Genomic DNA, 17,418 nt, shown 5'->3' with positions numbered 1-17,418 from the left:
CCCGGCCCTCGCGGGCCGGCCTGCGCGGCCCGCGGTGGGCGAGGTCCTCAGCGGCGCCCGTAGTTGGGCGCCTCGACCGTCATCTGCACGTCGTGCGGGTGGCTCTCCTTGAGGCCCGCGGGCGTGATGCGGGTGAAGCGGCCGCGGGCGCGCAGCTCCGGCACGGACCGGGCGCCCGTGTAGAACATCGACTGCCGCAGGCCGCCGACGAGCTGGTGCGCCACGGCCGACAGCGGGCCGCGGTAGGGCACCTGCCCCTCGATGCCCTCGGGGATGAAGGCGTCGTCGTCGACGTCGCCCTGGAAGTAGCGGTCCTTGGAGTACGAGCGCGCGCGCCCGCGCTTCTGCGCCGCCCCGAGCGAGCCCATGCCGCGGTAGCCCTTGTACTGCTTGCCGCCGATGAAGACGAGGTCGCCCGGGCTCTCGTCGCAGCCGGCCAGGAGCGAGCCGAGCATGACGGCGTCGGCGCCCGCGACGAGGGCCTTGGCGATGTCGCCGGAGTGCTGCAGGCCGCCGTCGCCGATGAGGGGCACGCCCGCGGGGCGGCACGCCTGGGCCGCCTCCCAGATGGCGCTGACCTGCGGGACGCCGACGCCCGCGACGACGCGGGTGGTGCAGATGGAGCCGGGGCCCACGCCGACCTTGACGCCGTCGGCGCCGGCGTCGACGAGGGCCTGGGCGCCCTCGCGCGTCGCGACGTTGCCGCCGACGACGTCGACGTGCGCCGCGGCGGGCTCGGCCTTGAGGCGGGCCACCATGTCGGCGACCCCGCGGCTGTGCCCGTGGGCGGTGTCCACGACGAGGACGTCCACGCCGGCGTCGACCAGCGCCATGGAGCGCTGCCAGGCGTCGTCGAAGAAGCCGACGGCCGCGGCCACGCGCAGGCGCCCGCGCTCGTCCTTGGTGGCGAGGGGGTACTGCTCGGCCTTGGTGAAGTCCTTGACGGTGATGAGCCCGCGCAGGCGGCCGTCGGCGTCGACGATCGGCAGCTTCTCCACCTTGTGCTCGCGCAGCAGCCGCATCGCGGTCTCGCGGTCGGCGCCGACGGGCGCCGTGACGAGCGGCATCGGCGTCATGACGTCGGCGACGGCGCGGCTGTGGTCGGGCTCCCAGCGCAGGTCGCGGTTGGTGACGATGCCGACGAGCACGCCGGCGTCGTCGACGACCGGCAGGCCCGAGACGCGGTAGCGCGCGCACGCCGTGTCCACCTCGGCGAGCGTCGCGCCGGGCGACGTCGTCACCGGCTTGGTGATCATCCCGGCCTCGGAGCGCTTGACGAGGTCGACCTGGTCGGCCTGGTCCTCGATCGAGAGGTTGCGGTGCAGCACGCCGAGGCCGCCCTGGCGGGCCATGGCGATCGCCATCCGCGCCTCGGTCACCGTGTCCATCGCCGACGACAGCAGCGGCACCCGGACCTCGACCCGCCGCGACACCCGCGTGGTCGTGTCGGCCTCGCTGGGGATGACGTCGCTCTCCGCGGGCAGGAGCAGCACGTCGTCGTAGGTGAGGCCCGTGCGGGCGAAGGGGTCGGCGGGCATGTCCGGCACGGCGGGGGCTCCCTGGGGACGGGGACGGCTGCGGACGCGACGCTGCGTGCAGCGATCGTACGACCGTCAGCGCCCCTCCCCGACGCCCCTCGCCAGCGCCCCTGCCGGCGCCTCCCCCGGCGCTCTCCTGCACGCACCTCCGGGACGCCCTCGCCCCGTGCACGAGCCCCGCCCCCGCGAGCCCCCTGCGCCCGCGGGAGACCGGGCTCAGCGCACGAGGCCGGCGCGGAAGCCGATGGCGACCGCGTGCGCGCGGTCCGCGGCGCCGAGCTTGCGGAACAGCCGGCGCGCGTGGGTCTTGACCGTGTCCTCCGAGAGGAAGAGCTCCTTGCCGATCTCGCCGTTGCTGCGGCCGCGGCTCATGCCGGCGAGGACCTGCTGCTCGCGCTCGGTGAGGACCGGCACGTCCTCCTGGGCCGTCGCGGCGACGGCCGCCCGGCGGGCGTCGCTCACCGACATGGCGTGGTGGAGCACGGCCGTCAGCTCGGGCGTGCTGGGCTCGCGGACGAGGACGGCGCACGCGCCGGCGGCCATGGCGGCGCCCGCCGTGTCGCCGTCGCCCGGGGCGACGACCGCGATGACGGCCGTCTGGGGCCGGGCCTGCATCCAGGAGCGGATGTGCTCGGCCGCCCGCGGGTGCGAGCAGGACATGAGGACGACGTCCGGCGGCCCGCCGGGTGCGGTCCGGGCGGCGGCGCCGCCACCGGCGGCACCGGCCGTCCGGGTGACGCCCGGCACGGAGCCGACCTGGCGGCGCAGCGACTCCCGCACGGGCAGGACGTCGTCGCAGACGAGCACGGTGGACACGCTGAACCTCCGGGTGGTCTGACCGCGGGTGTGCGGCCGCTTCGCCCTGGTGATCGGCACGGGAGCGCCGTCTCCTGAGGGAACCTCGTGCACCGCGCCTCCCGCTGTCGTCGTCCACAGCGTTCGGCGCCGGCGCGCCGCCGGACTGGTCCCGGCGCGTCCGGGTCGCCCGGGCGGGCCCGGTGACGGCCCGGGAGGTCAGGGGAGCGCGGTCGCGGCGACGTCGCCGAGGTCCGCCACAACGGGCGCGGGCAGCGGGGCGGCCCACCCGCGCCCGGCCAGGACGACGCGCGCGCCCGCGGGGTCGACCAGGCGGGCCGTCTCCTCGGCGGCGGCCGCGTCGACGGCGGTGTCCGCCACCACCACGAGGACGGCCGCGTCGAGCTGCTCGCCCACGGCGGCGACGCGCTCGGCGGCGTGGGCGCCCGGCAGCACCGCCGCCGCCGCGCCCTCCTCGCGGAGGGCGGCGGCGACGACGTGCGACAGCAGGTCGCCCGTGGCGCCGCCCCCGGAGGCCCCGCCACCGCCACCCCCGGGGGCGCACGGCCGCAGGACGAGCACCGCGGGGCCCCCCGCCGGCTCCCCCTCGACGGCGGCGCGCAGGGCGGCGAGGAGGGCCGCCTCCAGCAGCGCGACGGGCGAGCGGCCCGGGGCCACGGCGCCGACCCGGTCGGACAGGGCCTCGAGCACCGGGCGCACGAGCGCGGTCCAGGCCTCGACGACGCCCCCCACGGCCATGTGCGCCTCGAGGAGCCGCTGGCACTCCCCCGCCTGCAGCGCCATCGCCGCGCGCGCCAGGGAGCGCACCGACGGGGTGGCGCCCCGCGGGGCCGGCGCCTCGCCGGGGGCTCGCGCCGGAGGACGTGAGGGCTCGTGCGCGAGGGACGCGTCGAGGGGACGCGGAGCGGCCTGCGAGGGGGCCTGCGGGGACGCCTGGGCGGGGGCGGAGGACGACGGGTCGTGCGCGGACGCCACGGCCGACGTCGCGCGGGCGCTCTGGACGGCCACGCGGGCGGCCTCCGCCGGCGAGTAGCCCTCCAGCGTCATGCGCCGCATGACCATGAGCCGCTCGAGGTCCTCGAGGCTGTACTGGCGGTGGGCGCCCGCCGTGTGCGCGGAGGGCCCGAGGTCGTAGCGACGGGCCCACGTGCGCAGCGTCGCGGGGGCGACGCCGAGGCGGCGCGCCACGGCCGCGACCTTGAGCGTCGGGGCCGCGACCGCCGCCGGGTCTGCTGCGGGGTCCGTCCCCGCGCCCGTCGAGGGCTCGCCCTGCTCGTCGTGCCCGGGGCGCCGGTCCACCGGTCCCTCGTCGTCGCGGGCAGGCACCGCCTGGACCCCCTCCCGTCGAGCCGGTGCGGGAGCGCCCCCGCCGCCCGCGCCGTCGTCACCGGGCGCCCGCCGGTCGCGGGCCGGGACGGGGGCGTGGGAGGGCACGTGCTCACTCTGGCCGCGCGCGCCCCGCCGAGCCAGTCGGCACGCCCTCCCGGCGCGCTCCTGGACGACCGCTGGCCGTCGGGTGAACAACTCCCGTGCGGCGCGAACAGGTCCTTGAACAACTTCTGGATCGGTTGTAGCGTCCACGCCATCGACATCGCGCCACGGTCGGCCCAGCACGGAGCCACCACGGCAGCCCCCTCGGGGGCACGACACCCCAGGAGCTCCCATGGCTGAGATCTCGCGCCTCCCCGGCCCCGTCGCCGACCTCTGGGAGTGGCAGATGCAGGGCGCGTGCCGCGAGGCCGACGACACCCTGTTCTTCCACCCCGAGGGCGAGCGCGGCCCGAGCCGCCGCAACCGCGACAACGCCGCCAAGGCGATCTGCGCCGCCTGCCCCGTGGTGCAGCAGTGCAAGGAGCACGCCCTCGCCGTCCGCGAGCCCTACGGCGTCTGGGGCGGCATGACCGAGGACGAGCGCGAGGCCGAGTACGCGCGCCGCCGCGGCGCCACGCGGGTCCTGCCCCTCGCCAGCTGAACCCGGCCCGGCCCCCGGCGCGACGCGACGAGAGCCCCGCACCCGATGGGTGCGGGGCTCTCGCGCGTCCGGGGCCGCTGCCGTGGCGGGGCGGCAGCGCCGCGACCCCGCGGCGGACCCGCGGGCAGCAGACCCACGGGCAGCAGACGCGCGGGCAGCAGACGCGCGACGGCCCCGGGCGGATCGCCCGGGGCCCTCGTGCGCCGCGAGGGCGGCGCGTCCGCCGGTGGGCGGACGGGGTGGCGCTCGTCAGCGCCAGCTGCTCACGGCGAGCCGGTCAGTGACCGTGCCCGTGGCCGTGCCCGACGGCCTCCTCGACCGGCTCCTTCTTCTCCACGACGAGCGTCTCGGTGGTGAGGACCATCGAGGCGATCGACGCGGCGTTGACGAGCGCCGAGCGGGTGACCTTCACCGGGTCGATGACGCCGGCGGGCACGAGGTCTTCGTACTCGCCCGTCGCCGCGTTGAGGCCCTGCCCGCCCCCGAGGGTGCGGACGCGGTCGACGACGACGTAGCCGTTCATGCCGGCGTTCTCGGCGATCCAGCGCAGCGGCTGGTCGACGGCGCGCCGGACGATGCGGACGCCCACGGCCTCGTCGCCCGTGCGGCCGAGGTCGCCCTCGAGCACGGACGCCGCCTGGACGAGGGCGGAGCCGCCGCCGGCGACGATGCCCTCCTCGATGGCCGCGCGGGTCGCCGAGACGGCGTCCTCGATGCGGTGCTTCTTCTCCTTGAGCTCGACCTCGGTGGCCGCGCCGACCTTGATGACGCAGACGCCGCCGCCGAGCTTGGCGAGCCGCTCCTGCAGCTTCTCGCGGTCCCAGTCGGAGTCGGTGCGCTCGATCTCGGACCGGATCTGGCCGGCGCGCGCGTCGATGTCCTCGCGCGAGCCGCCGCCGTCGACGATCGTCGTGTCGTCCTTCGTGACGACGACGCGGCGGGCCGTGCCGAGCACCTCGAGGCCGACCTGGTCGAGCTTGAGGCCGACGTCGGGGGTGACGACCTGGGCGCCGGTGAGGACGGCGAGGTCCTCGAGCATCGCCTTGCGGCGGTCGCCGAAGCCGGGGGCCTTGATGGCCGCGGCCGTGAAGGTGCCGCGGATCTTGTTGACGACGAGGGTCGAGAGGGCCTCGCCGTCGACGTCCTCGGCCACGACGAAGAGCGGCTTGGACGTCTCCAGCACCTTCTCGAGCAGCGGCAGGAGGTCCTGGACCGCGCTGATCTTGCCGGTGTGGACGAGCACGTGGGCGTCCTCGAGGACGGCCTCCATGCGCTCGTTGTCCGTGACGAAGTACGGCGAGATGTAGCCCTTGTCGAGCTGCATGCCCTCGGTGAACTCGAGGTCCATCGCCGCGGTGGTCGACTCCTCGACGGTGATGACGCCGTCCTTGCCGACCTTGTCGAACGCCTCGGCGATGAGCTCGCCGATGGTGCGGTCCTGGCTGGAGATCGCGGCGACGTGGGCGATCTCGTCCTTGCCCTCGACGTCGCGGGCGGCTCCGCGGAGGGCGTCGCCGACGGCCGTGACCGCGGCGTCCATGCCCCGCTTGAGGGCGCCGGGCGCCGCACCGGCGGCCACGTTGCGCAGGCCCTCGTGCACGAGCGCCTGCGCGAGGACCGTCGCCGTCGTCGTGCCGTCGCCGGCGACGTCGTTGGTCTTGGTGGCGACCTCCTTGGCGAGCTGGGCGCCGAGGTTCTCGTACGGGTCCTCGAGCTCCACCTCGCGGGCGATCGTCACGCCGTCGTTGGTGATGGTGGGTGCGCCCCACTGCTTGTCGATGACGACGTTGCGGCCGCGGGGGCCGAGCGTCACCTTCACGGCGTCGGCGAGGGCGTCGACGCCGCGCTCGAGCGCGCGGCGGGCCTCGTCGTCGAACTGCAGGGTCTTGGCCATGGTGCTCCGTCCTGGTCGGGGCTCGCGCTGGAGCCCGCGGGAGAGTCGTGCGGTGCGGCGCGGTCGCGCTCGGGGCCCGTCGCTCGTCGGCTGTCGTGCGGGGCCCCGGACGCACGTCGCCCCGGGGACCGGCGGGCCGGTCCGCCGGGGCGGTCGTGCGGGCGCGCGGCCCGAGCGGGGCCGCGGTGCGCCGTCGTGCCGGGGGCTGGTGTCAGCCGACGACGGCGAGGACGTCGCGCGCGGAGAGGATGAGCAGGTCCTCGCCGCCGTACTTGACCTCGGTGCCGCCGTACTTGGAGTAGATGACCTTCTCGCCGACCTTGACGTCGACCGGCACGCGCTGGCCGTTGTCGTCGACGCGGCCCGGGCCCACCGCGAGGACCTCGCCCTCCTGGGGCTTCTCCTTCGCGGTGTCCGGGATGACCAGACCCGACGCGGTCGTCTGCTCGGCCTCGACGGCCTTGACGACGATGCGGTCCTCGAGCGGCTTGATGGAGACCGACACTGTGCGGACCTCTCCTTCGTGGTGGTTCACGTGACGGGGGCAGGCGGTGCGGGCTGGAGCCGTCCGCCGTCGCGGGGGTCGGCCGGTCCTGCCGTCTCGCCGACCGCGACTCTAGGGCGGGGTTAGCACTCGGTCAATCCGAGTGCCAGCCCCGGAGCCGACCCGAGGGGCGGCCCCGGAGCCGACCCCGGTGGCCGCCCGGTGGGAGCGCCGCGGCACCGGTCGGCCCGTCGTCCGCCCGTGCCACCATCGCCGCCGTGGACGACCCCGCCGTCGCCGGCCTCGCGGCGGTGCTCTCCCCCGCCGGCCAGGCCCTCCTGGCCTCCCTGCCGCCCTACGACGACGAGGGCGCCCTCGCGCTGGGGCAGCGGCTGCGGGCGGCCGGCCACGACCCCGTGCTGGTGGCGGGCGCCCTCACCCAGAGCCGCCTGCGGGCTCGGGCGCGCGCCAAGTTCGGGCCCTTCGCCGACGACATGCTCTTCACGGCAGCCGGTCTCGAGCAGGCGACGCGGCTCGAGGTGGCCGCCCGGCACGCGCGCCGATTCGCCGCGGCCGGCGTGCGCCGCGTGGCCGACCTCGGCTGCGGCGTCGGCGGGGACGCCCTGGCGCTGGCCGGGCTCGGGGTCGACGTCCTCGCGGTCGACCGCGACGAGCCCACGGCCGCGGTGGCGGCGGCCAACCTGCGGCGCTTCCCCGGCAGCGAGGTGCGCTGCGAGGACGTCGCGGCCACCGACCTCACGGGCGTCGACGGCGCCTGGCTCGACCCGGCGCGGCGCGACGACGCCGGGCGCCGGGTCCTCGACCCGCGGCGGGCGAGCCCGCCGCTGTCCTTCGCCGTCGAGCTGGCGCATCGCCTGCCCGTCGGGGTGAAGACGGCGCCGGGCATCGACCACGACCTCGTCCCCGGGGCGGTCGGGAGCCCGGTCGGCGGCCCGGTCGGCGGCCCGGTCGCGTCCGCTCCCTGGGAGTGCCAGTGGACGTCGGTCGACGGCGACGTCGTCGAGGCGGCCCTGTGGTCGCCGGCTCTGGCCCGCCCGGGCGTGCGCCGCAGCGCCGTCGTCGTCCGCGGCGGCGTCGCGGCCGTCGTCGACGACGTGCACGACCCCTTCGCCGCCGGCGCCCCGCCCGTCGGCCCCGTGGGCGGGTACCTCTACGAGCCCGACGGAGCCGTCGTGCGGGCCGGGCTCGTCGGCGCCGTCGTGGCGGCCCTCGACGGCCGGCTGGTCGACCCCTCGATCGCCTACGTGACGGCCGACCGGCACCTCGAGCTGCCGTCGGCGACGGGCTACGCCGTCGACGAGGTGCTCCCCTTCGGCCTCAAGCCGCTGCGGGCGCGCCTGCGCGAGCGGGGCGTCGGCCGCCTCGTCGTCAAGAAGCGCGGCACCGCCGTGGAGCCCGAGGAGCTGCGCCGCCGCCTCGGCCGGCTGGAGGGCCCGCACGAGGCCGTCGTCGTGCTCACCCGGGTGGCGGGGCGCCAGAGCGCGCTGCTGTGCCGGGCGCTGCCCCGCCCCGCCCCCTGAGCCCCGGCCCGCCGCCTGGGCCCCGCCCCCGGCCCGCTCCGGAGGAGGCGGTCAGCCCGCGACGAGCACCGTCCCGACCGGCAGCGAGGAGTCCCCGCCCAGCCCCGGCCCCGACGGCGGGAGCCCGCGCGCGACGACCTGCGCCCCGAGGGCGGCGACCATGGCGCCGTTGTCGGTGCACAGCCGCAGCCGGGGCACGCGCAGCGCGACGCCGGCCTCCGCGCACCGCTCGGCGAGCAGCTCGCGCAGCCGCCCGTTGGCCGAGACCCCGCCGCCCAGCAGCAGCGTCTCGAGGCCGTGGGCGCGGCACGCGTCGACGGCCTTGCGGGTGAGGACGTCGCAGACGGCCTCCTGGAAGGAGGCCGCGACGTCGGCCACCGGCACCGGGCGGCCCGACGCCTCGCAGGCCCGCACCCAGCGGGCGACGGCGGTCTTGAGGCCGGAGAAGGAGAAGTCGAAGCGGTGGCGCTCGAGGTCGCGGGCCGACGTCAGGCCCCGCGGGAAGGCGATGGCCCGCGGGTCCCCGTCCGCCGCGGCCGCGCTGATGGCCGGTCCGCCCGGGTACGGCAGCCCCAGCAGGCGGGCGGTCTTGTCGAAGGCCTCCCCCGCCGCGTCGTCGACCGTCTCGCCGAGCAGGCGCACGTCGCTCGCGACGTCGACGACGTGGAGCAGGGACGTGTGCCCGCCGGAGACGAGCAGCGCGCCGCACGGCGTCGGCAGCGGCCCGCCGTCGAGGGCGCACACCGCGACGTGGGCGTCGAGGTGGTTGACGCCGTAGAGGGGCACGTCGAGCGCCCAGGCGAGGGCCTTGGCGGCGCCGACGCCGACGAGGAGGGCGCCGGCGAGCCCGGGCCCGGCCGTCACCGCGACGGCGTCCACGTCCGCGAGCGCGACGCCGGCGTCCTCGCAGGCGCGGCGGAGCGTCGGGACCATGGCCTCGAGGTGCGCCCGGCTCGCGACCTCGGGCACGACGCCGCCGAAGCGGGCGTGCTCCTCGACGCTGCTCGCGACGGCGTCGGCGAGCAGCGTCGTGCCGCGCACGAGGCCGACGCCCGTCTCGTCGCAGGAGGTCTCGATCCCGAGGACGAGCGGCTCCACCCCGGGCGCCGGTGGGCGGCCGGGCTGCAGCAGACGGGCCCGGGGTGCGGTGCCTCCGACCTCGGCGCCCACCGTTCCCGCCGGGCCCGCCGTCCCTCCTCCGCCCACGACTCCTCCTCCACGCACCGTCCCTCGCCCGCTCACCGTCCCCCTCTCGCTCACAGGGCCTCCTTCACGTCGCCGCGGGCGCGAGCGCGCCGCACGCGGCTGCGGACGAACAGGGCGAGCAGGACGACGAGCACGGCGATGAAGGCGTGGTCGAGGTACTGGGCGTACTCCTCGACGCGCTCGAACTGCGAGCCCAGGGCGTAGCCCCCGCCGACGAGGAGGGCGTTCCACAGCAGGGAGCCCGCGCCGGTGAGGAGGCAGAAGCGCAGCAGCGGCATGCGCGTGGTCCCGGCGGGGATCGAGACGAGGCTGCGCACGCCCGGCACGAGACGGCCGAAGAACACCGACGCGCCGCCGTGGCGGTGGAACCAGCCGACGGCGTGCTCGACCTCCTCGCGGTCGACGAACGGGATGCGGGCCATGACGGCGACGGCGCGCTGCTCGCCGAGCGCCCGGCCGGCGGCGTAGAGCGCGAGCGCCCCCACGAGCGAGCCGAGCGTGGCGGCCACGAGCGCGAGCACGAGGTCCATGCCGCCCTGGGCGGCGATGAAGCCGGCCAGCGGCAGGGTGACCTCGCTCGGCACGGGGGGCACGACCGTCTCGAGGACGGTGGCGACGAAGACGCCGGGCTCGCCGATGGCGGCGATGAAGCGCGCCAGCGCGCCGGACAGCCCCGTGAGGCCGCCGACGGCGTCGTCGACCGACGTGGTGGCCAGGACGGCGGGGGCCGCGTCGAGGAGGGCGGGGCTCATGCGGGGCGGCCTCCGGGATCGGTGTCGTCGGTGGGGCCGGGCCCGTCGCCGGCGTCGGGCTCGCCGGTGGCGTCGCCGGGAGGGGGCGGCGGGCCCGTCCGGCGGCGCAGCACGAGGGCGTCGGCGCCGGGGCCGTAGTAGTCGCGGCGCCGGGCCAGCTGCTCGAAGCCGTGCCGCGCGTACAGGCGCCGCGCCGGGGCGTTCCCGGCGTCGACCTCGAGCAGCAGCGCGGTCGCGCCGAGGGCGGCCGCGTGCTGCTCGCACGCCGCGAGGAGGGCGTCACCGAGCCCGCGGCCGCGCGCCCACGGGGCGGTGGCGATCGTCTGCACGTCCGCGTCCGCGCCGGCGGCGGCCGCGACCGCGTAGCCGGCGAGCGCCCCGTCGGCCGTGCGGGCCACCCAGGCGCCGCGGCCGGGGGCCGCCAGCTCGGACCAGAACAGCTCGGCGCTCCAGGCCGTCGGCCCGAACAGCTCGGCCTCGAGGGCCGCGACGTCCGCGACGTCCCACCAGCGCAGGCGCGCCAGGCGGACGGGGGCGGGGGGCGCCGTGGTGGGGCTCACCGCGCCGCGCCGGCGGCGGTCGGCGGACGGCCCGGGGACGGCGCCGGACGGTCGGCCGTGGCGACGGCGTCGGGGCGGCGCAGGTAGAGCGGCTCCACGGGCACGAGGCCGAGGTGGCCGCGCCCGGCGAGCGCGTCGGCGGCCACGAGGCCGAGGGCCGCGGCCGCGGGGTCGAGGAGCTCCTCGACGCCCGGCAGGGCCGTCAGGTGCTCGCCGTAGAGGTGGACGCCGCGTCCCGCCCAGGCGGGGGCGCGCCCCGCGACGTCGGCCGCGGCGCCGACGCCCGGGCCGTCCACGAGGCGCAGCGCCGTCGCGTCCCTCCCGGGGTCCTGCTGCCCGTCCCCGCCGGTCGTCTCGTAGACGGCCCAGTGGACCTCGCGGCGGCGGGCGTCCGTCGCGACGCCGAAGCGGGCGGGCAGGGCGCGACCGGCCGCGACGAGGGCGTCGGCGCAGGCCCGGGCCAGCGCGTCGGGGCTGCGGACGCCGTGCACGGGCAGGCCGAGGGCGAGACCGAGCACCTGGGCGGCGGCCAGGCCGACGCGGAGCCCCGTGTAGGGGCCGGGCCCCACGCCGACGGCCACGCCCGCGAGGTCCCGCCGCGACGCGCCGGCCTCGGCGAGGACCTGCTCGACCATGGGCTGCAGGAGCTCGGCGTGCCGCCGTGCGTCGCCGGAGGTGCGGGCCGCCAGCACCCGCCCGTCCGCCAGCACCGCCGCGCTCGCGACGGCGGAGGTGTCGAGGGCCAGCAGCACGCCTCCAGGGTAGGTGGCCGGGCCGGGAGGACCGGACCTCGCGCCGGGAGCCCGCCGGGGCGACCCGGGAGGCGGGGCCGGGGAGGCGCGGGGCCGGGAGGCGCGGGGTCGACGCCGAGGGGGCGCGCGGGCCCGGCGGCTAGGGTCCGGGCCGTGCCCGAGGCGACGACGCCGGTGGAGACCACCGCCGGTGCCCAGAGCTTCCGCCCGACGACCGGCGTCGGCGCCGCCGTGCCCGACGAGGACGACGCCGCGCCCGAGGACGACGCCTCGTTCGTGGCTGGGGAGAACGCCGCGCCCACGCGCGACGAGGGCGACGGCGGGACCGTGTGGCGCGCCCTGCTGGACGGCCGCGTGCCTCCCGCGGAGGTCGCCCGCGGCGGGGAGGGCGCCGAGCTGCTGGCGCGCTACGGCCCCCTCGTCGCGGCCGGCCCGCGGCTGGTGCTGGCCCAGCTCGGGCAGAGCCTCGACGGCTTCGTCGCGGCGCGCACCGGGGACGCCCGGCACGTCACCGGCGAGGAGGACCGGCGCCACCTGCACCGGCTGCGGGCGCTCGTCGACGCCGTCGTCGTGGGCGTGTCGACCGTGGCGGCCGACGACTGCCTGCTCACCGTCCGGAGCGTCGGCGGCCCCTCGCCCGTGCGCGTCGTCCTCGACCCGCGGGCCCGCGCGCCGCGCACGGCCCGCCTGCTCGCGGAGGGGCCGCCGGTCCTGTGGTGCGTCGCCGGGGGCGCCGACGAGCCGGCGCTGCCGCCGCACGTGGAGGTGGTGAGCCTGCCCGCCCCGAGCGGCGCCTTCGCCCCCGCGGACGTGCTGGCGGCCCTCGCGGCCCGCGGCCTGGGCCGCGTCCTCGTCGAGGGCGGGGGGCGCACCGTCTCCGCGTTCCTCGCCGCCGGCGTCCTCGACCGGCTCCTCGTGACGACGGCGCCCCTGCTCGTGGGCGACGGCGTGCCGGGGCTGCGCTTCGCCGGCGCGGACCGGCTCGCGGACGCCCTGCGACCGCCCGCCCGCCGCTTCGCGCTGGGCGAGGACTCCTGCCTCGAGCTCGACCTGGCGGCGGCGCGAGCGGCTCGGCACCCCTAGGAGGGCTCAGGGCCCCGGGACGGCTCAGCGCTCCGGGACGGCTCAGCGCTCCGCGGCGGCTCAGCGCTCCAGGAGGACTGAGGGCGTCCGCGGGTCGCACGCCCCGCGGTGACGACGTCCACGCCGAGGAGGACGGCGCCGGGCGCGGCCGCGACGAGGACGAGGAGGCCGTAGGCGAGGGCCGCCGTCGCGCCGTCGGCGGCGGGCAGGCCGGCGAGCGCGGCCGCCGACGCCGTCGCCGCCTCCCGCGGCCCGAAGCCGCCGACGCCCGCGGGCACGGCCATGCCGGCGAGCGCCGCGGTGGCGAGCAGGAGGAGCGCCCCCACCCCCCGGTGCGGCAGCACCTCGTCGGTGGAGTGCGGCAGCGCCTCGTCGGTGAGGTGCGGCAGCACCTCGCCGGCGGCGAGGACGAAGAGCAGCAGCAGCGGGGCGAGGCCCAGCACGGACCACCCGACGACGACCGCCCCGGCGCGCGGGCCCAGCCGGCGCAGCGCCGGCGCGGCGACGGCGAGGGCCACGGCGGCGACGACGGCGGCCAGGAGCGCGGCGGCGGCGTCCCGGGTCGCGAGCGCGGCAGCCCCCGCGGCCAGGAGCACCCCGACGCCGACCGCCCGCTCGCTGACGACGGCCGCGGCGCTGGCCCGCATCCCTCCGGAGCCGCTCCCGCGCCCGCGCACCGCGCGGGCGGCGCTGCCGGCGACGCCGCCCGGCACGAGGACGTCGAGGGCCTGCGCCCGCAGGTACTCGGCGACCGCGCGGCGGCGCGCGGGGACGGGCGCGCCGGGGAAGGCGCGCGCCACGGCGCGCCAGCGCAGGGCCTGCGCCGTCGTGGCGGCGAGGCCCAGGGCGAGCGCGGCCGGCACGAGCGGGGGGCGCAGGACGCGGACGGCCTCCGCGGCGGGCTCGCGGCCGACGACGAGCAGGACCGCCGCGAGGAGCGCGGCGCCGAGGGCCACCCGCGCGAGCGCCCGGAGCGCCGGCCGGCCGGCCGGGCGGCGAGCGGTCCGCCCGCCGGGGCCCGGACCGACGCGGAGCTGCGGGTCGTCCGGCGGGCGACCCGGCGCGGACGCCACGTCAGCCGCCGCGCGTCACGCCGGGCAGCGCGAGGAGGTCCACGTGGCCGACGACGGCGCCGAGCGCGCCCGCCCGCGCCTGCTCCTCCCGGGCGCGCGACCACCGCGCCGCCGGAGCGGCGAGGGCTCCGTCGTGCTCGACGGCGGCCTCCGCCCGCCCGCGCGCCCAGGCGGCGAGCAGGTCGGCGTCACCCCCGCCGCCCGACGGCGAGGCCGTCCCGAGCCGCCACGGCGAGGGTGCGGTGAGGACCTGCAGGCCCGCGGACCCCAGCCGCTCGACCACGGGCGCGACGGCGTCCGGACCGAGGCGCCCGCCCCGGCGCTGGTGGGCGTCGAAGGCCGCGGCCAGCTCGGCGTCCAGCGGGTCCGGCGGGTCGAGCCGCACCTCGCCGGTCACGCTCAGCGCCACGAGCAGCGGCACGCCCGCGTCGACGACCGCCCCCGCGAGCACCTCGACCTCGGCGGGGCGCAGCAGGTCCAGCAGCGCCGTCGCCGTCGCGAGGTCGGGCCGTCCGGGCCCGTCGGTCGCGCCATCGCCCGGCGCGCCCGTCCCGCGCAGGAGGGCGGCGGCGCGGGACAGGTCGCCCAGCACGCGGCGCGCCCCGCGACCGGTCGCGCCCGGCGCGGCGCCCGCGCGCGCGAGGAGGTCCGCGTCGTGGTCGAGCAGCGTCCACCGCGCCTCGCGCCCCAGGCGCGCGCGCAGGCGGGGCGCGAGCCAGCGGGCGCCCGCTCCGGTGCCCGCCCCGACGTCGAGCACGTGCGGCCCGCCCGCACCCGGCGGCCGAGGGGCCCGGTCCCCGCCCTGCGGGCCGGCGCGCTCGGCCAGCGCCGCGGCGAGCGGTCCGAGCAGGGCGTCGGCGGCCTCGTCGCGCGCGCGCACGTCCGCCGTCTCGCGCAGCGCCAGCCAGTCCGCGGGCACGGGCCGCTCGAGCGGCGCCCCGCCCGCGGAATCGTCGGCGCCACCCGCGGGGGCGTCGGCGCCGCCCGCACCGCCCTCGCCGCTCGTCACGGCGCCAGACCCAGCCCGTCGACGACGGCGCGGGCCGTCGCCTCCCAGCCCGGCAGCTCGGCCCCTCGTCGACGAGCCGCCGCGCGGGCGCGCCCCAGCGGTCCCGCCGGGTCGTCGGCGCCGGTGAGGAGGCGGCGCAGGGCGTGCTCGAGGGCGACGGCGTCGCCCGCCGGGACGAGGGCGCCGGGCGGGTCGGCGGTCTCGTCGGCGCCCTCCTCGCCGGCGCCCCCCTCGCCGGCGCCCCCCTCGCCGACGCCCAGCACCTCGGCGGACCCCGTGCCCGCGGCGACGACGGCCGGCACGCCGCGGGCGAGCCCCTCCGCGACGGCCATGCCCCAGGGCTCGGCCCGGCTGGGCAGGAGGACGAGGTCGGCGGCGTGCCGCACCGCGTCCAGGGCCGCACCCCCCACGGCTCCCGTGACGGCGACCCGGTCGGCCAGGCCGTGCGCCTCGACGGCGGCCTGCACGCGGGCCGTGTACGCCGGGTCGCGCCGGTCGTCGCCGACGAGCCCGGCGGTCCACGGGAGGTCGGTCAGGCGGGCCAGCGCGGCGACGACGACGTCCTGGGCCTTGCGCGGCACCACCGCCGCCAGGTGCAGCAGGAACGGCGGGCTCGACCCGGCGGCGGGCGCGGCGGCGTCCGTCCCCGGCCGGGCGACGACGACGGGAGGTGCGGCGCCGCCCGCCGCCCGCGGCAGGCGGGCGGCGAGCCAGGCGCTGGGCGCGACGACGCCGGCGACGGCCGCGAGCGCCCGCGCCTCCAGCCCCGCGAGGTGCTCGGCGCGGGCGGGCGCGAGGCCCGTCTCCTCGTGCAGGGGCAGGTGCACGAGCAGGTGCGCGCGCACCCCGGCGTCCCGCGCCCGCTCGAGCACGTCGGGGGCACCGGAGCCCACGAGCCCGTCGACGAGGACGACGCCCTCCGCCGAGGCGTCGAGCACGGCCGCGAGGAGGCGCTCGCGGTCCTCCGCCCCGCCCTCGGGCCAGTCCCCCGGCACCGGGACGAGGCGCGCGTCGACGCCGAGGTCGCCGAGGGCGTCGACGAGCCGGCGGTCGTAGGCGCTGCCGCCGCTCTCGGCCGCGGCTCCGCGTTCCGCGCCGCCCCCGGGTGCGGGGGCCACGAGCCGCAGGCCCCTCACGCCGCTCCCCCGGCGCGACGGGCCACGAGGTCGACGCTGACGCCCGCGGCCGCCCGGGGCGTCTCGCGCAGCACGACGTCGAGCCGCAGGAGGTCCTCGACGTGCGGCGCCAGGGCCGGGGCCGCCAGGAGAGCCTCGGCGACGTGGCGCGCCACCACCTCGGTGGTCGTGAGCAGCCCCGCGAAGGCCGGGTGCTCGTCGAGGTCGCGGTAGTCGAGGTCGGCGAGGACCGCGCGCAGCGCGGCCGTCGCGGCCCCGATGTCGAGCACGACGCCGGTGGCGTCGAGCCCGTCGCGCCAGAAGGTGGCGGCGACGTCGTACGTCGCGCCGTGCTTGCCCTGCGCCGGGCCGAAGGCCGGGTGCGGCAGGGAGTGGGCGACCATGACGTGGTCCTCGACGACGACCGAGAACGTCGTCCCGGGGCTCTGCGGGGGCGGGGTCATGCCGGTCGGTCCTCCGGGTCGGCGAGAGGGGGGTCGGCGAGAGGCGGGTCGGCGAGGGGGTGGTCGACGACGAGGCACGGCGCGTCCAGCTCCCCGGCCGCCAGGGCGACGAGGGCGGCCGGCAGCTCCGCGAGCGGCACCGAGACCGGCACGAGGGCGTCGAGCGCGTCGTCGCGCAGCAGCTCGAGGGCCAGCGCGAGCCGCTCGCGGGTCGTGCGGCGCGCGCGGCGGGACGCCGAGACCGCGCCGACCTGGCTGGCGCGCACGACGAGGCGGCGGGCGTGGAAGTCGGCGCCGAGGGCGACGGAGACGTCGCGGTCGCCGTACCAGGACAGCTCCACGAGCTCGCCCTCGTCGCCGAGCAGCTCGAGGCCGCGCGACAGCCCGGCGCCGGTGGCCGAGCAGTGCAGGACGAGGTCGCAGCCGTCGGCGGCGTCGTCGGGCGCGACGACGTTGACGCCGAGCGAGGCGGCCACCGCCGCGCGCGCGGGGTCGGGCTCGAGGACCTGAAGCCGCCCGAGCGGGAACGAGCGCAGCAGCGCCGCCACCGAGCAGCCGATCATCCCGGCGCCGACGACGGCGACGCGGTCCCCGAGGCGCGGGGCGGCGTCCCAGAGGGCGTTGAGGGCGGTCTCGACCGCACCGGCGAGGACGGCGCGGCGGGGCGGGACGCCGTCCGGCACCGGCACGAGCGCGGCGGCCGGCACGACGAAGCGGTCCTGGTGCGGGTGGAGGCCGAAGACGGTGCGCCCGAGCAGGTCCGGCGGCCCCTCGGCGACGACGCCGACGGCCAGGTACCCGTACTTGACGGGCGCCTCGGGCGTCGGCGCCCGCAGGTCACCGACGCCGAAGGGCGCGCGCATGAGGTCCGCCACCCGCGCGGGCACCCCGCCGCGGTGGACGAGCAGCTCGCTGCCCCGGCTGACGCCCGTGTGCAACGTCTCCACGAGCGCCTCGCCGTCGCCCGGAGCGCGCAGCGGCTCGCTGCGGAGCTCGCCCGTGCCCGGGCCGGTGGTCCAGTACGCCGTCGCGACGCCCCGCGCACCGGGCGGCGGGGACGACCCCCCGGTCGCGCGCCCGTCCGCCCGGCCCGGCGCCTCGCCCTCGGCGGGCACGGAGGGTGACGCCGCCCCGGCCCCGCCGGGGTCTGGCGCCGGGG

17 protein-coding genes are annotated in these 17,418 nt (G+C 79.2%); 3 read left to right on the top strand and 14 right to left on the bottom strand.

Annotated features, from left to right (window positions below):
* Window positions 1–47: 47 nt before the first annotated feature.
* The 3 genes from guaB to Q0789_RS01415 form a co-directional block, all read right to left on the bottom strand.
* The gene (gene guaB / locus Q0789_RS01425; RefSeq protein ID WP_298801393.1) at window positions 48–1,538 is read right to left on the bottom strand and encodes an IMP dehydrogenase; all 1,491 of its coding nucleotides are present in this window, start codon (window positions 1,536–1,538) and stop codon (window positions 48–50) included.
* A gap of 216 nt (window positions 1,539–1,754) precedes the next feature.
* Window positions 1,755–2,354, bottom strand: a complete 600-nt coding sequence (locus Q0789_RS01420; protein ID WP_298801392.1) for a response regulator transcription factor — start codon at window positions 2,352–2,354, stop codon at window positions 1,755–1,757.
* A gap of 198 nt (window positions 2,355–2,552) precedes the next feature.
* Window positions 2,553–3,653, bottom strand: a complete 1,101-nt coding sequence (locus Q0789_RS01415) for a MerR family transcriptional regulator (protein WP_298801391.1) — start codon at window positions 3,651–3,653, stop codon at window positions 2,553–2,555.
* A gap of 364 nt (window positions 3,654–4,017) precedes the next feature.
* Between Q0789_RS01415 and Q0789_RS01410 the strand changes: the two genes are divergently transcribed.
* On the top strand, window positions 4,018–4,326 hold the full coding sequence (locus Q0789_RS01410) for a WhiB family transcriptional regulator (RefSeq protein ID WP_171204460.1): 309 nt from the start codon (window positions 4,018–4,020) through the stop codon (window positions 4,324–4,326).
* A 277-nt stretch (window positions 4,327–4,603) separates the two neighbouring features.
* On the opposite strand, the gene groL is transcribed toward Q0789_RS01410, so the two are convergent.
* Both groL and groES read right to left on the bottom strand, forming a co-directional pair.
* On the bottom strand, window positions 4,604–6,220 hold the full coding sequence (gene groL / locus Q0789_RS01405; protein WP_298801390.1) for a chaperonin GroEL: 1,617 nt from the start codon (window positions 6,218–6,220) through the stop codon (window positions 4,604–4,606).
* A gap of 211 nt (window positions 6,221–6,431) precedes the next feature.
* Window positions 6,432–6,725, bottom strand: a complete 294-nt coding sequence (gene groES, locus Q0789_RS01400; RefSeq protein WP_171203546.1) for a co-chaperone GroES — start codon at window positions 6,723–6,725, stop codon at window positions 6,432–6,434.
* Window positions 6,726–6,982: 257 nt separating this feature from the next.
* Here groES and Q0789_RS01395 point away from each other — a divergent pair, with 257 nt between their 5' ends.
* Complete coding sequence (locus Q0789_RS01395) at window positions 6,983–8,245, top strand: class I SAM-dependent methyltransferase (RefSeq protein ID WP_298801389.1); 1,263 nt, start codon at window positions 6,983–6,985, stop codon at window positions 8,243–8,245.
* A 51-nt stretch (window positions 8,246–8,296) separates the two neighbouring features.
* Here the strand turns inward: Q0789_RS01395 and tsaD are convergent, their stop codons facing one another.
* The 4 genes from tsaD to tsaB all read right to left on the bottom strand — a co-directional run bounded on the left by tsaD (window position 8,297) and on the right by tsaB (window position 11,515).
* Complete coding sequence (gene tsaD / locus Q0789_RS01390) at window positions 8,297–9,343, bottom strand: tRNA (adenosine(37)-N6)-threonylcarbamoyltransferase complex transferase subunit TsaD (RefSeq protein WP_363325983.1); 1,047 nt, start codon at window positions 9,341–9,343, stop codon at window positions 8,297–8,299.
* A gap of 158 nt (window positions 9,344–9,501) precedes the next feature.
* Window positions 9,502–10,203, bottom strand: a complete 702-nt coding sequence (locus Q0789_RS01385) for a DedA family protein (RefSeq protein ID WP_298801387.1) — start codon at window positions 10,201–10,203, stop codon at window positions 9,502–9,504.
* The gene (locus tag Q0789_RS01380) at window positions 10,200–10,763 is read right to left on the bottom strand and encodes an N-acetyltransferase (RefSeq protein WP_298801386.1); all 564 of its coding nucleotides are present in this window, start codon (window positions 10,761–10,763) and stop codon (window positions 10,200–10,202) included. The genes Q0789_RS01385 and Q0789_RS01380 overlap by 4 nt, the downstream gene beginning before the upstream one ends.
* A complete protein-coding gene (gene tsaB / locus Q0789_RS01375) occupies window positions 10,760–11,515 on the bottom strand; it encodes a tRNA (adenosine(37)-N6)-threonylcarbamoyltransferase complex dimerization subunit type 1 TsaB (protein ID WP_298801385.1) in 756 nt (251 codons plus the stop codon). Before tsaB ends, Q0789_RS01380 begins: the two co-directional genes overlap by 4 nt.
* Before the next feature lie 153 nt (window positions 11,516–11,668).
* Here tsaB and Q0789_RS01370 point away from each other — a divergent pair, with 153 nt between their 5' ends.
* Entirely contained in the window at window positions 11,669–12,598 is a 930-nt protein-coding gene (locus tag Q0789_RS01370) for a RibD family protein (protein ID WP_298801384.1), read from the top strand.
* Here Q0789_RS01370 and Q0789_RS01365 read toward each other — a convergent pair.
* From Q0789_RS01365 to Q0789_RS01345, 5 genes are all read right to left on the bottom strand, one after another.
* Window positions 12,595–13,554, bottom strand: coding sequence for a lysylphosphatidylglycerol synthase domain-containing protein (locus Q0789_RS01365; RefSeq protein WP_298801383.1), 960 nt, complete (start codon window positions 13,552–13,554; stop codon window positions 12,595–12,597). The genes Q0789_RS01370 and Q0789_RS01365 overlap by 4 nt on opposite strands.
* Before the next feature lie 118 nt (window positions 13,555–13,672).
* Window positions 13,673–14,680 carry a class I SAM-dependent methyltransferase gene (locus Q0789_RS01360; RefSeq protein WP_298801382.1) on the bottom strand — a complete coding sequence of 336 codons (1,008 nt, stop codon included), beginning with the start codon at window positions 14,678–14,680 and terminating at the stop codon, window positions 13,673–13,675.
* Window positions 14,677–15,816, bottom strand: coding sequence for a glycosyltransferase (locus tag Q0789_RS01355; protein WP_298801381.1), 1,140 nt, complete (start codon window positions 15,814–15,816; stop codon window positions 14,677–14,679). Before Q0789_RS01355 ends, Q0789_RS01360 begins: the two co-directional genes overlap by 4 nt.
* Entirely contained in the window at window positions 15,813–16,259 is a 447-nt protein-coding gene (locus Q0789_RS01350; protein WP_298801380.1) for a 6-carboxytetrahydropterin synthase, read from the bottom strand. The genes Q0789_RS01355 and Q0789_RS01350 overlap by 4 nt, the downstream gene beginning before the upstream one ends.
* Entirely contained in the window at window positions 16,256–17,374 is a 1,119-nt protein-coding gene (locus Q0789_RS01345; RefSeq protein WP_298801379.1) for a zinc-binding alcohol dehydrogenase, read from the bottom strand. The genes Q0789_RS01350 and Q0789_RS01345 overlap by 4 nt, the downstream gene beginning before the upstream one ends.
* Window positions 17,375–17,418: the final 44 nt, after the last annotated feature.

Source organism: uncultured Pseudokineococcus sp. (assembly GCF_947499845.1).
Lineage (GTDB): Bacteria > Actinomycetota > Actinomycetes > Actinomycetales > Quadrisphaeraceae > Pseudokineococcus.
This window is presented reverse-complemented; position numbering and strand designations above follow the sequence as displayed.

What these genes read in the sequence shown, in the direction of transcription:
- Q0789_RS01350 (WP_298801380.1), bottom strand. Translation starts at nt 16,259, where the DNA reads ATGACCCCGCCCCCGCAGAGCCCCGGGACGACGTTCTCGGTCGTCGTC.
- Q0789_RS01385 (WP_298801387.1), bottom strand. Translation starts at nt 10,203, where the DNA reads ATGAGCCCCGCCCTCCTCGACGCGGCCCCCGCCGTCCTGGCCACCACG.
- groL (WP_298801390.1), bottom strand. Translation starts at nt 6,220, where the DNA reads ATGGCCAAGACCCTGCAGTTCGACGACGAGGCCCGCCGCGCGCTCGAG.
- Q0789_RS01410 (WP_171204460.1), top strand. Translation starts at nt 4,018, where the DNA reads ATGGCTGAGATCTCGCGCCTCCCCGGCCCCGTCGCCGACCTCTGGGAG.
- guaB (WP_298801393.1), bottom strand. Translation starts at nt 1,538, where the DNA reads ATGCCCGCCGACCCCTTCGCCCGCACGGGCCTCACCTACGACGACGTG.